This window comes from Luteitalea sp. TBR-22, assembly GCF_016865485.1.
Classification (GTDB): domain Bacteria; phylum Acidobacteriota; class Vicinamibacteria; order Vicinamibacterales; family Vicinamibacteraceae; genus Luteitalea.
In genome coordinates this window covers 2587659-2600133 of record NZ_AP024452.1, presented here as the reverse complement: position 1 = coordinate 2600133, position 12475 = coordinate 2587659, and the positions used below count along the sequence as shown (strand labels likewise).

10 protein-coding genes are annotated in these 12475 nt (G+C 70.7%); 6 read left to right on the top strand and 4 right to left on the bottom strand.

Going from position 1 to position 12475, the window contains the following annotated elements:
• The first annotated feature begins 3 nt into the window (after window positions 1–3).
• Window positions 4–1377, top strand: a complete 1374-nt coding sequence (locus tag TBR22_RS10680) for a cell wall metabolism sensor histidine kinase WalK (RefSeq protein WP_239492967.1) — start codon at window positions 4–6, stop codon at window positions 1375–1377.
• 127 nt (window positions 1378–1504) lie between these two features.
• Here TBR22_RS10680 and TBR22_RS10675 read toward each other — a convergent pair whose 3' ends face one another.
• A complete protein-coding gene (locus TBR22_RS10675; protein ID WP_239492966.1) occupies window positions 1505–2365 on the bottom strand; it encodes a glycosyltransferase family 2 protein in 861 nt (286 codons plus the stop codon).
• A gap of 5 nt (window positions 2366–2370) precedes the next feature.
• A complete protein-coding gene (gene asnB, locus TBR22_RS10670) occupies window positions 2371–4431 on the bottom strand; it encodes an asparagine synthase (glutamine-hydrolyzing) (RefSeq protein ID WP_239492965.1) in 2061 nt (686 codons plus the stop codon).
• Window positions 4432–4465: 34 nt separating this feature from the next.
• Here asnB and TBR22_RS10665 point away from each other — a divergent pair, with 34 nt between their 5' ends.
• Window positions 4466–7588, top strand: coding sequence for a TonB-dependent receptor (locus TBR22_RS10665; RefSeq protein ID WP_239492964.1), 3123 nt, complete (start codon window positions 4466–4468; stop codon window positions 7586–7588).
• Between the two features lie 310 nt (window positions 7589–7898).
• Here TBR22_RS10665 and arsN2 read toward each other — a convergent pair whose 3' ends face one another.
• Together arsN2 and TBR22_RS10655 are read right to left on the bottom strand one after the other, a co-directional pair.
• On the bottom strand, window positions 7899–8339 hold the full coding sequence (gene arsN2, locus TBR22_RS10660) for an arsenic resistance N-acetyltransferase ArsN2 (protein WP_239492963.1): 441 nt from the start codon (window positions 8337–8339) through the stop codon (window positions 7899–7901).
• Window positions 8336–9148: an arsenite methyltransferase gene (locus TBR22_RS10655; protein WP_239492962.1), complete on the bottom strand. Its 813-nt coding sequence runs from the start codon at window positions 9146–9148 to the stop codon at window positions 8336–8338. The genes arsN2 and TBR22_RS10655 overlap by 4 nt, the downstream gene beginning before the upstream one ends.
• 280 nt (window positions 9149–9428) lie before the next feature.
• Here TBR22_RS10655 and TBR22_RS10650 point away from each other — a divergent pair, with 280 nt between their 5' ends.
• Genes TBR22_RS10650 through arsA form a run of 4 tightly spaced genes read left to right on the top strand, consistent with a single transcriptional unit; the run spans window position 9429 to window position 12470 of the window.
• Window positions 9429–9884, top strand: a complete 456-nt coding sequence (locus tag TBR22_RS10650) for a helix-turn-helix transcriptional regulator (RefSeq protein ID WP_239492961.1) — start codon at window positions 9429–9431, stop codon at window positions 9882–9884.
• A complete protein-coding gene (locus TBR22_RS10645; RefSeq protein WP_239492960.1) occupies window positions 9881–10312 on the top strand; it encodes a hypothetical protein in 432 nt (143 codons plus the stop codon). The genes TBR22_RS10650 and TBR22_RS10645 overlap by 4 nt, the downstream gene beginning before the upstream one ends.
• Entirely contained in the window at window positions 10309–10692 is a 384-nt protein-coding gene (arsD, locus tag TBR22_RS10640; RefSeq protein WP_239492959.1) for an arsenite efflux transporter metallochaperone ArsD, read from the top strand. Before TBR22_RS10645 ends, arsD begins: the two co-directional genes overlap by 4 nt.
• Window positions 10692–12470: an arsenical pump-driving ATPase gene (gene arsA / locus TBR22_RS10635; RefSeq protein ID WP_239492958.1), complete on the top strand. Its 1779-nt coding sequence runs from the start codon at window positions 10692–10694 to the stop codon at window positions 12468–12470. Before arsD ends, arsA begins: the two co-directional genes overlap by 1 nt.
• Window positions 12471–12475: the final 5 nt, after the last annotated feature.

The window sequence follows — 12475 nt, the reverse complement described above, 5'->3', positions numbered from 1 at the left end:
CCCGTGCGCATTCCCACCTTCGTCATCCTCACGGCACTGCAGACGGCGCTCTTCACGCCGCTGTTCATGCTCGGCGTCGCGTGGACGACGGGCCAGCCCCTGGAGGCGACACCCGCCTTCCTGCTGCGGGTGGCACTGGTCGGCATCGTCACGGCGGCCGTGTCCGCCGTGATCACCGGATGGATGGCCTCGACGGTGGTTGACGACCGCATCGGCGACGTCGTGACCGCCATCCGCGCCCTGGCGACCGGGGAACCGCACCGCCCGTTGCCCGAGACCCGGGGCGATGCGCTGGGTCGCGTCGCGCGGGCCGTCAATGCCGCGGCCAACGCGCTCGAGATCCGGCTGGGCGACCTCACGCGCGACCGCGCCCGACTCGAAGCGGTGCTGTCGGGCATGGTCGAGGGCGTCCTGGTGGTCAACGAGCAGGGTCAGGTGCAGATCGCCAACGAGGCCGCGCGGCAGTTGCTGCGGCTGGACGCCTCCCCGATCGGCCGCAAGTACGTCGAGCTGATCCGCCACCCCGACATCGCCCGCCAGATCGGCCAGGCCCTGCAGGGCGAGCGGCCCGGTGGCCTCGAGCTGTCGATTGGCCGCGACGGCCAGACGTTCGTCGCCCGGTGTTCGCCGGCCATCACGCCCGGCAGCCGGGGGGCCGTGCTGGTGCTGCACGACATCAGCGACCTGCGTCGCGCCGATCGCATCCGCCGCGACTTCGTGGCCAACGTGTCGCACGAGCTGCGCACGCCGCTGACGGCGATTCGTGGCTACGTCGAGGCCCTGCTCGACGGCCCGGAGCACTCGGCCGAGTCGACGCGGTTCCTCGAGATCATCGCCAGGCACTCATGGCGGATGGAGCGGTTGGTGAAGGACCTGCTCCGGCTGGCGCGGCTCGACGCCGGACAAGAGCGGCTCGACCTTGCCGACGCGTCGGTGGAGGGACTCTTCACCGCCGTCACGGGCGACCTGCAGACACTCACCGACGGCCGACGCCAGCAGGTGTCCATCGACGTGTCGCCCGCCGACCTCGCGCTGCGCTGCGACCCGGCCAAGATGCACGACGTGTTGCGCAACCTCGTCGAGAACGCCTGCGCCTACACGCCCGAGGGCAGCCGCATCGAGCTCTCCGCGCGCGCCGACGCACGGCACGTGCGGCTGACGGTCGCCGACACCGGCCAGGGCATCCCCGATGCGGAACTGCCGCGCATCTTCGAGCGGTTCTATCGCGTCGACAAGGCGCGGTCGCGCGATTCGGGCGGCACGGGCCTGGGGCTGTCCATCGTCCGGCACCTCGTCGGACTGCACGGCGGCACGGTCAGCGCCAGCAACCGCCCCGAGGGCGGCGCCGTGTTCACGATCACGCTCCCGCGGGTCTGATTGGGCATTCCGCGATTTCAGAATTTCAGACGTTCACCATTGCACGAACGGCTCGGAACACTCTGAACACCCGCAATCCCGCAATCCCGCAATCCTGAAATCCTGAAATTCTGAAATTCTGAAATTCTCACAAGCTTGTCCGGCGCGTGACCAGGTCGGCGAGCAGGCCCATGAGCGCGACCTGGATCGCGGTGAGGATCAGGATCGCCGCGCCGACGCCGAACGCCCCCGTGCGCGAGAAGTCGAGCCCCGCCTTGATCGCGCCGAGCACCAGCAGCGCAGCCGCCGTCGGCAGGAAGACGTTCAGCGGCCGGAAGGTGACCACCATCCGCACGATCAGGAGGAAGAAGTTCAGCGTGTCGCGCACCGGGCGGATCGACGAGGCGCCGGTACGACGGTAGTAGTCGATCGGCACGTACTCGACGCGGTAGCCGTTGATGTGCGAGGCGAGCGTGATCGTCGAGGTGAACGAGAAGCCCTGAGGGTACAGGCCGAAGAAGCGCTCCGCGAGGTCGCGACGGAACACGCGCATGCCCGAGTTGAGGTCGGGGATGCGGTGGCCGCTCAGTACGTTGGCCACGCGGGTCAGCAGCCACTTGACCGGCCGGCGCAGTGCCGGCACGTGCACGCTCCCGCCGGTGCGCGCCCCCACCACCATGTCCGCCTCCTCGGCGCGCTGCAGCAGGTCCGGAAGGCGGGCGATCGGATAGGTACCGTCGGCGTCGAGGATGGCGATGAGCGGGTGCGAGGTGGCGCGAATCCCGGTCTTGAGTGCGGCGCCGTATCCGCGATTGGCGCGGTGGCGCACGACGCGCGCGCCGGCTGCCGCCAGCGCCGTCGCCGTGCCGTCGGCCGAGCCGTCGTCGACGACCAGGACCTCGTACTCGCGCCCGGTCGATCGCATCGTCTCGTCGACGGTGCCGAGCGTCGAGGCGATGGCGCCTTCCTCGTTGTAGACCGGGATGATGATCGAGACGGCTTCGGGCATCGGCATCAGGGGCGCCAGGCCGCGGCCCAGCGCACGAGCGTCACCAGGCCCCACAGCTTGAATGCGTGGTTGGCGCGGCCGGCGACGTGCGCTTCCATCATCGCCTGTACGGGGGCCGGATCGAGCGCCGGAATGGCGGCGAGCGCGGCCGGAGACAGGCTGTCGCGCAGCATCGGCTGGAGCGGCCCGCGGAACCACGTCGCCAGCGGTGCGTGGAATCCCGCCTTCGTGCGGTCGACGATCTCGTCGGGGACCAGGCCGCGCATGGCCTCCTTGAAGATCACCTTGGTGTCCCGTCCGCGCAGTTTCCAGGTCCACGGGATGCGGGCGCCGAGTTCCACCAGCCGGTAGTCCAGCCACGGCTCGCGCGCCTCGAGCCCGAACGCCATCGTCGTGCGGTCCACCTTCGGAAGGATCGAGTCGGCCAGGAACGTCTTGACGTCCACGTGGAACAGGCGGTCCATCACCTCCGGCGCGCCGGAAGCGAGATAGGCGGCCAGGAACGGCGCCTCGGGGGCGCCCTCTCGATCGGCCGCCGCCTTGACGTCCGGACGCAGCAGGCTGGCGCGCTCGGCTGGCGTGCAGATGGTGCGCCAGTGATAGTGCGCCTTCTCCGGCGCCTCGCCTGCCCCGGCCACGAACTGGCGCAGCGCGTAGTCAAGGCTCATCTTGCCGGTCGAGGCCGGCAGGGCATCGACGACCGGCGCGACGATGCGCTGGCGGAACCAGCGCGGGAGGGCCCGCCACACGCGGGCCGCCCGGTCGGCGTGGTACACGGCGTAGCCGCCGAACACCTCGTCGCCGCCGTCACCCGACAGGACGACGGTGACGTGCTGCCGGGTCTGCTCGGCGAGGCGGAACATCGGCACCATCGAGATGTCGGCCACCGGGCAGTCGGCATGCCAGACGAGCCGATCGAGGCTGCTCTCGACGTCGCTCGCACGGCACACCACCTCGTGATGCGTCAGGTCGTAGCGCCCGGCGACCAGCGCGGCGAACGGGCCCTCGTCGAAGGACGCCTCCTCGAAACGCACGCTGAAGGTGTGCAGCGGTCCCCGGTGGCGTGGCCGCATGAAGTGCACGACGGCCGACGAGTCGAGTCCGCCGCTCAGGAAGGCACCAAGCGGCACGTCCGAGACCAGGCGCAGCCGCACGGCGTCGTCGCACAGCGCTCGGATCTCCTCGATGGCCGACGCACGATCGGTGAGCTGGTCCTGCCCGAACCGGACGTCCCACCAGGACTCCAGGTGCACGCCCGAGGCGTCGGCCGTCAGCAGGTGCCCCGGCGGCACCTGCGCGATCTCGCGCCAGATGGTGCGCGGGCCCGGCACGTAGTTGAGCGCGAGGAACGCGTCGAGCGCCGCGGGGTCGAGCGTGCGCTGCACGCCGGGCACGGCCAGGAGCGCCTTGATCTCCGAGCCGAACACGAGCCGCCCGTCCTGATGCGTGTAGTAGAGCGGCTTGACGCCGAGGCGATCACGCACCAGCCACAGCCGGCGCGCGCCACGGTCCCACACCGCGAACGCGAACATCCCGTTGAAGCGGCCGAGCGCCGCCGGCCCCCACTCCTCCCACGCGTGCGCGATGACTTCCGTGTCGGTGCGGGAGGCGAACACGTGACCGCGCGCGAGGAGGTCGGCGCGGATCTCGGCGAAGTTGTAGATCTCGCCGTTGTAGCAGACCTGGGTCCGGCCCTCCTCCGAGCCGATGGGCTGGCGCCCGGCGTCCGAGACGTCGATCACGCTGAGGCGTCGATGCGCGAAGCCGAGCCCCGGCTCGACCAGGAACCCGTCGGCGTCAGGTCCCCTGTGGCAGAGGCGGTCCGCCATGGCGCCCAGCCACGCCTGCTCCACTGGTCCGCCATCCTGGCGATGGATTCCCGCGATTCCGCACACGTGCCCGGCGATCGTAGCAGACGGGTCCGCTGACCGCCCCCCGCGTCCTGCCGGGGACCGACGCCGCGTGTAACACCGAGGGATCAGGCATTTAACGCGCACGTAACCCACCCGTCGTGGTGCGGTGACGCCCCGCCGCGATCCTTCATGGGGCGTTCCGCGGCCCGGCATGCTCGCGGACAGGCCCCCATCACCGAGGACCTACATGAGATCGTTCCGAAGCATCCTGATGTTCCTGGCGCTCGCCCTGGCGGCGCTGGCGCCGAGCGTCGCCCGTGCCCAACAGACCGAGTCGCGCATCGTCGGGGTCGTCGCCGACCAGAGCCAGTCGCTCCTTCCGGGGGTGACCGTCACCGCCGTGTCGAAGGAGACCGGCGCCGAGCGGCAGGCCGTGACCGGCGCCGACGGCGCCTATGCGATCACCAACCTGAGCCGAGGCACCTGGGTGGTGCGCGCCGCACTGGACGGCTTCGGCCCCGTGGAGCACGTGGTGGTGCTCGGCGTCGGCGACGTCAAGACCGTCAACGCCGCGCTGAGCGTCGCCGCGGTCGCCGAGACGGTCAACGTCACCGCCGATTCTGGCGTGATCGACGCCTCGTCGGCCAAGATCGGCGTGAACGTGACACCGGAGGAAGTCGACAACCTGCCGGTGAACGGGCGCAACTTCGCCAACCTGATGACGCTCTCGCCCGGCGCGACGACCGATGGCAACGGCGGCTGGAGCAGCATCCGCTTCAACGGCAAGTCGAACCAGCAGAACTACCTGAACTACGACGGCGTGGACGGGACGTACGTGTGGGATGCGAGCCCCGGCTACCTGAGCGCGACGGGCTCGCAATTCCGCCTCCAGACGTCGATGGAGTCGGTCGCGGAGTTCCGGGTCAACGCCGGGCTGGCGCCGGCCGAGAGCGGCCTGGGCACCGGTGGCAACATCACCGTGGTGACCAAGAGCGGCAGCAACCGCTTCACGGGCTCCGCCTTCGAATACTTCCGGGACGACGCGCTCGACGCCGCCAACGCGTACGACGACATCAAGCAGCCCCTGCGCCTCGACCAGTTCGGCGGGTCCCTGGGCGGGCCGATCGCGACCAACCGCGTGTTCTTCTTCGGCAGTTACGAAGGCCTGCGTCAGGAGACCGGCCTGAACTTCATCGAGTCGGTGCCGAGCGATCTGGCCCGGGCACAGGTGCTCGCCGGCATCCCCACGACGGCGGGCGGCGGCCGCTCGCCGGAGCGCACGCGCGCCATCGCGCCGTTGCTGGCCGGCTTCCCCACCGAGACGCTCGGCTCGAGCAACCCGCTGATCGGCCGCACCGCGGCAGGCGGCGTGGCCACGCAGCGCGAAGATGCCTTCACGGGGCGCCTGGACTGGCGCCTGTCCAACAGCCAGAACTTCTACGTGCGCTACCTGTACAGCGACGGCGAGATCGACACGCCGGACCAGACGGTGACGCCGCGACGGGTCTTGGCGACCCAGACACCGCAGAACTTCGTCGCCAACTGGCAGTCGATCGTCAGGCCGACCGTGATCAACGAGTTCAAGGTGGGCATCAACCGGCCGTTCACCGACGCGGTGGCCTTCGGCCCGGCGGGCTATCCGGCCGAGCAGGTGTCGCTCTCGGGAGCCGTGGGGTCGTCGTCGATCGACGGCCGCGGCGCGACCGGCATCGCGCGGTCGGGCCTGCAGATCCGCGCCTCGAGCGCCGCACAGGGGGCCGGCTCGATCTTCGAGCCCACGACGGTGTCCTTCTCGGACGCCCTGACGATGACGCGTGGCGCGCACACGTTCAAGGTCGGCGGTGAGTACCGGTCGATCAACGCGGGCTTCCAGTTCCTCGGCGGCGACACGTACGAGTTCAACAGCATCGCCGACTTCATCGACAACCGGCCGAACCGCGTCCAGCGCGCGCTCGATTCGCCGCAGTTCACCGCCCAGCAGTTCTACGCCATCGGGTACGTGCAGGACTCGTGGCGTCCTACCGCGAAGCTGACGCTCGACCTGGGCCTGCGGTACGAGTTCTATTCGGTGGTCCGCGAGAAGAACGATCTGGCCATGCCGTTCTTCATCGAGGAGAACGACTTCTCGACCGATGCCCGCAACTTCTACAACCCCGACTACAACAATTTCGGTCCGCGGCTGGCCGCCACCTACCTCCTGAACGAGAAGACGGTGGTGCGCAGCGGCTTCGGCGTGTACTACGGCCCCGGCCAGTTCGAGGACCGCATCCAGCCGATCGAGAACTCGATCAGCCGTTCCTCGGTCAGCGCCGCCGACGTGGCCAACAACGGGCTGCAGTACCCGGTGAGCGACGACGTGTTCCGGAGCACGCTCTCGGTGCGCGGCTACACGCACGACCGCCCCGACGAGTACAACGTGCAGTACGGCGTCAGCGTGCAGCGCGAGCTGCCGTGGGCCACCAACCTGAGCATCGGCTATACGGGCAGCCTGGGCCGCCAGTTGTTCCAGCGTGGCGTGGCCAACCTCATCGACCCGGTGACGCTGCGTCGTCCACGTCCGGAGGTCGGACAGGTCGACTTCAAGACGTCCGGCGGGCACAGCCAGTACGACGCCCTGCAGCTCGGGCTGACACGTCGGTTCCGTGGCGGCCTGACCGGCGGCCTGCAGTACCAGTACGCGCACAACACCGGCACCACGCAGGGATCCAACGAGGCATCGACGGCGCAGAACACGTTCGACTTCGAGACCGAGCAGGGCCCCAACGCGAGCGACATCAGGCACAGCACCAACGCCAGCCTGGTGTACCTGTTCCCCGGCCAGGGCCTCTGGACGGGTGGCTGGCGCGTCGGCGGCATCCTCAATGCCCGGAGCGGCCTGCCGATCAACGTGACGATCGCGCGGCCCGACAACGTCACGCTCAACGGCGTCGCCGTGGCCAACATCCCGGGCGGCAACTCGCGCGGCACCCAGCGTCCCGATCTGGTGCCGGGTGTCGACCCGTACCTCAAGGACGGCGACGTGCGGTGGCTCAACCCGGCGGCGTTCGCGACGCCGCAGCCCGGCACCTTCGGCAACCTGCCGCGCAACTACCTCCGCGGGCCGGGCTTCTGGCAGGTGGACCTGATGGCGAGCAAGGACTTCCGCTTTGCCGGCCGCCAGGGGCTCCAGTTCCGTGTCGAGCTGTTCAACATCACCAACGAGTTGAATTACGCGCAGCCCGCCGCCTCTCTCCCCAACGGCGCCCCCGGCGTCGCCTTCAACGACACGACGGCCGGCGCCACGTTCGGCTACATGCTCGGCCCGCTCAACCGCACGATCGGCCTCGGTACGCAGCGGCAGGCGCAGTTGTCGGTGCGGTACACCTTCTAGGGGGCGGGAGTCGGGAGTCGGGAGTCGGGAGTCGGGAGTCGGGAGTCGGGAGTCGGGAGTCGGGGACGGGGACGGGCTTGGCGCGAGAGCGGACCCCGTCGCATACGAAAGGCCTGCCGGAGTCTTCCAGCAGGCCTTTCGTGTCATTCGGCGTCCGGCGGGCGTTCGCGTTCGGCGTTCGGCATTCGGACAAAAAAAGGGCCCCGTTCTGCCGGAGCCCTCGGTCGTCCAGTGCGCCGCCCCGGAGATATCCCGGGTGCAGCGCAGTACCACTGTCGCGCCAACGCGTGTCGCCGTGATGACGCGCGGCTCACGTCTCCGCGACGAGGCGCACCGACATCGCCTCCGCACTGGCCGGGCAGGCGCCACGGAACTCGGCCGACGCGTGGAGTGCCTCTGGCACGTCGGCCCGCGCGATGGGCACGAAGCCGAAGCGCGGGAAGTACCGCGCCGCCGTCGTCGTCAACAGGATCACGTCGTGGACACCTGCCGACCGGGCGTGGTCGAGCGCCGCCGTCACCAGTACGGTACCGAGCCCCTCGCCGGGCTCGGCCACGGCCACCGAGCGGAGCAGCGCGGCATCGCCGTACACCTCGAGGCCTGCCACGCCCGTGATCGCGCCGCCCTGCTCGGCCACCACGAAGTGCGCGAGGTGGTCGGCGGCCCCGGCGGTGGGCAGTGCGTGGCGCGTGAGCAGGGCCTCGATTGCCGGCCAGTCACCCGGGGCAGCCCGTCGCACACGCACACTCATCGCGCCAGCGGCTTGCGGGCCCGCACGAACCCGCTGAAGAAGCGCCCGTCGGCCGCGGTGAGGTCGCCCACGGCCTGGCCGGCGTCGCGGAAGTAGGCCTCGGCATCTGCGGCCGCGTACTCGCGCCACGGTTCGACCGAGACCTCCTCGAAGCCCGCGGCGCGCAGTCCGCCGATGTATTCGTCCTCGGTCAGGGCGCCGGCGATGCAGCCCACCCACAGGCCCATGTTGTGCCGGACATCGGCAGGCACGTCGCCGCGCACGAGCACGTCGGAGACGGCGAAGCGGCCGCCCGGCTTCAGCACGCGGAAGGCCTCGTGCAGGACGCGCGGCTTGTCGGCCGACAGGTTGATGACGCAATTGGAGATGATCACGTCGACCGACGCGTCGGGCAGCGGGATGGCCTCGATGGTGCCCTCGAGGAACTCCGCGTTGGTGATCCCGGCACGGGCCTGGTTGCGTCGGGCCAGGGCGAGCATGTCGCCGGTCATGTCGAGCCCGTAGGCCTTGCCCGTCGGGCCGACGCGGCGCGCGGAGAGCAGCACGTCGATCCCGCCGCCCGACCCGAGGTCGAGCACCACCTGGCCCGGTGCCAGGTCGATCAGGGCGGTCGGGTTGCCGCATCCCAGCGACGCCTGCAGCGCCTCCGGGGGAATCGCGCCGATCTCCTCGGGCGAATAGAGCCCGCCCGTGATCGGGTCGTCGCAGCACCCGGTCGTGCCGCAACATCCGGAGGTCGGCCCCGGCTGCTCCACCGACGCCGCGAACTTCCCGTATCTCTCCTGCACCACTGCCCTGATGTCGGTCATGACCCCTCCAGGCCTTGCTACCGCGATCGCCGTCACGCGTCACGCGTTACGCGTCATGCGACACCGACGACGCCCCTGACCGTCGACATGAACGTCGACGGCCACGAGTGCGGGAGCGAGGTTGGCTGCCCGACGCGGCGGTCGACCTTCACGCCGACCGTCCGGCGTTCGGCGTTCGGCGTTCGCGTCGACGTATTCGCCAATGCGAATACACTATGGACACTGTATCCGCGTGGACGTATATTTGTCAACGCGAATACACTTCGCAGGACATCGACGCATGCCGCAGCCCCGAAGTTCCACCGCCGTCACCGACATCGCCGAGGTCTGCGCCGCGTTGGCCGACCCGACGCGCCTGCGCATCCTCTCGCTCCTGGCCGACGGCGAGATCTGCGTGTGTCACATCCACGAAAGCCTCGACATTCCACAGCCCACCGCGTCGCGCCACCTCGCCTACCTGCGGCGCACCGGGCTGGTGCAGACCCGGCGAGCCGGCCTGTGGGTGCACTACCGCGTGGCCGACAGCCTCGCGCCGCAGGTGCGCCACGCGCTCGACGCCGTGCTGCACGCCGTCGGCCACTGCCCTGAACCGGTGGCTGACGGTCGTCAACTCGCACGCACCACGGGCCGCCCCGTGACGACGATGGTCTCCCGCGTCGCCGGCTGCTGCGCGCCCCCCGAACCGACCGCGACGCCACGCACGCGTCGCTCCTCCTCGCCGAGGCTGACTCCATGAGCACTGCCCCTGCGCGCGTGATCTTTGCGTGCATCCACAACGCCGGCCGTTCGCAGATGGCGGCGGCGATGTTCAACCTCGCGGCCGATCCGACCCGGGCCAGGGGCGTCTCCGCCGGCACGGCGCCGGGGCCGCGCGTCCATCCGGTCGTGGTCGATGCGATGCACGAACTCGGCGTCGACCTGTCGGGCGCGCAGCCGCAGTTGCTCACCGACGACCTCGCGGCAGGCGCCGCGATGCTGATCACGATGGGCTGCGGCGAGGCCTGCCCCCACGTGCCCGGCCTCGAGCGCGACGACTGGCCGCTGCAGGACCCCAAGGACCGTCCCATGGAGGAGGTCCGCGTCATCCGTGACGACATCGCGCGTCGCGTGCAGGCGCTGCTCGCCCGCAAGGGCTGGGCGCGCCCCGAAGGAGCGCAGGCATGACCCGCATCGACGTCTTCGACCCACCTCTCTGCTGCTCGTCCGGCGTCTGTGGGCCGTCGGTGGACCCGTTGCTCGCGGCGTTCGCGGCCGACGTGCAGTGGCTCGGCCAGCAGGGCGTGGAGGTGGTACGTCACAACCTCGCGCAGGCGCCGCAGGACTTCGTCAGCACGGCCGTCGTCAAGGAGCTGCTCTCGCTCGAAGGCGAGGCGTGCCTGCCCGTCGTCCTGGTGAACGGCGAGGTGCTGCAGCGAGGCGCCTATCCGCGACGGGAGGCGCTGGCCCGGGCTGCCGGTCTCGCGCCGGCGGCCTCGACCGCCAAGCCGCGTCTCAAGCTGTCGATGGTCGGCAACGGCTGCACGCCGGGCTCGGGCTGCTGCTGATGTCTCCGCTCGACGCGCTGGCGACCGGGGCGACACGCATCCTGTTCTTCACCGGCAAGGGAGGCGTCGGCAAGACGTCGGTGGCGTGCGCCACGGCGGTGCGCCTCGCCGACGCCGGCAAGCGGGTGCTGCTCGTATCCACCGACCCGGCGTCGAACCTCGACGAGGTGCTCGGCACGGCCCTCGACGGCACGCCGCGCGACGTTGCGGGGGTGCGCGGGCTGCAGGCCCTGAACATCGACCCGGAGGCCGCCGCGCACGCCTATCGCGAGCGTGTCGTGGGTCCGTATCGGGGGGTGCTGCCGGCATCGGCGGTGGCCCGGATCGAGGAGCAACTCTCCGGTGCCTGCACGCTGGAGATTGCCGCGTTCGACGCCTTCACGGCCCTGCTGGCCGGTGGCGGGCCGGCAGCGACTGCCGATCACGTGGTCTTCGACACGGCTCCGACCGGACACACCCTCCGGCTGCTGGCCTTGCCGGCCGCGTGGACCGGGTTCATCGACACCAACACCACGGGCACGTCGTGCCTCGGTCCGCTCGCGGGCCTGCAGGGGCGCGTCGACGCCTACCGGCGCAGCCTCGACGCCTTGCAGGACGCCGCGACCACCACCATGGTGCTGGTCACCCGCCCCGACGCCTCACCCGTGGCCGAGGCCGCCCGCACGAGCACCGAGTTGCGCGCCCTGGGCATCGGCGCGCAGAGGCTCGTGGTCAACGGCCTGTTCCGGGCCACCGACCCGAGCGATGCGCTCGCCGTGGCACTCGAGCAACGCGGCCGGGCATCGATCGCGAGGCTGCCCGACGCTCTCAGCGGGCTGCCGCGACTCGAAATCGCGCTGAGCGGCATCGCGCCCATGGGCATCGACGGCCTGCGCGCCTTCGGCCAGGCCCAGGGCCTCCCGGTTGCCCCGGCGACGCCCGACGTGGACGCCGACCCGCTGGACGAACTCGTCGAGTCGATTGCCGCCACCGGACGCGGCGTGGTCTTCACGATGGGCAAGGGCGGGGTGGGCAAGACGACGATTGCCGCGGCGATTGCCGTACGCCTCGCCGATCGCGGGCACGAGGTGCACCTGACGACGACCGATCCCGCCGCACACGTCGCCGCGACGATCGGCGAAGCGGTCCCGCGCCTGCACGTGACGCGGATCGATCCCGTCGCAGAAACGCGCGCCTACACCGCCGAGGTGCTGGCCACCGCCGGCGCCGGACTCGATGTCGAGGGACGCGCCCTGCTCGAGGAGGACCTGCGGTCGCCCTGCACCGAGGAGATCGCGGTGTTTCGCGCCTTCGCGCGCGCCGTCGACGCCGGGACGAGGGGCTTCGTCGTGCTCGACACGGCGCCGACCGGGCACACGTTGCTCCTGCTCGACGCCGCCGAGGCCTACCACCGCGAGGTGGCGCGCGCCAGCACCGGAACGCTGCCAGAGGCCGTTGGCCAGTTGCTGCCCCGACTGCGCGACCCGCAGTTCAGCCGCGTGCTGCTCGTCACGCTGCCCGAGGCGACGCCGGTGCACGAGGCGGCGCACCTGCAGGCCGACCTGGCGCGCGCCGGCATCGCGCCCTTCGCGTGGGTGGTGAACCAGAGCCTCGCCGTCACGCCCGGCGTGCACGACCCGCTGCTTCGCCAACGAGCGGCCCGCGAGGTGCCCTGGATCGAGGAAGTGGTCCAACGGCATGCGCCACGGACGGCCTGTGTCGCGATGCATGCCGACGCGCCGGTGGGGGCCGACGCGCTGCGACGCCTCGCAGGATGCGGCTCGCCCGTGCGCGGCTAGATCCC

What these genes read in the sequence shown, in the direction of transcription:
- TBR22_RS10675 (WP_239492966.1), bottom strand. Translation starts at nt 2,365, where the DNA reads ATGCCCGAAGCCGTCTCGATCATCATCCCGGTCTACAACGAGGAAGGC.
- asnB (WP_239492965.1), bottom strand. Translation starts at nt 4,431, where the DNA reads ATGCCGGGCCGCGGAACGCCCCATGAAGGATCGCGGCGGGGCGTCACC.
- TBR22_RS10665 (WP_239492964.1), top strand. Translation starts at nt 4,466, where the DNA reads ATGAGATCGTTCCGAAGCATCCTGATGTTCCTGGCGCTCGCCCTGGCG.
- arsN2 (WP_239492963.1), bottom strand. Translation starts at nt 8,339, where the DNA reads ATGAGTGTGCGTGTGCGACGGGCTGCCCCGGGTGACTGGCCGGCAATC.
- TBR22_RS10655 (WP_239492962.1), bottom strand. Translation starts at nt 9,148, where the DNA reads ATGACCGACATCAGGGCAGTGGTGCAGGAGAGATACGGGAAGTTCGCG.
- TBR22_RS10650 (WP_239492961.1), top strand. Translation starts at nt 9,429, where the DNA reads ATGCCGCAGCCCCGAAGTTCCACCGCCGTCACCGACATCGCCGAGGTC.
- TBR22_RS10645 (WP_239492960.1), top strand. Translation starts at nt 9,881, where the DNA reads ATGAGCACTGCCCCTGCGCGCGTGATCTTTGCGTGCATCCACAACGCC.
- arsD (WP_239492959.1), top strand. Translation starts at nt 10,309, where the DNA reads ATGACCCGCATCGACGTCTTCGACCCACCTCTCTGCTGCTCGTCCGGC.
- arsA (WP_239492958.1), top strand. Translation starts at nt 10,692, where the DNA reads ATGTCTCCGCTCGACGCGCTGGCGACCGGGGCGACACGCATCCTGTTC.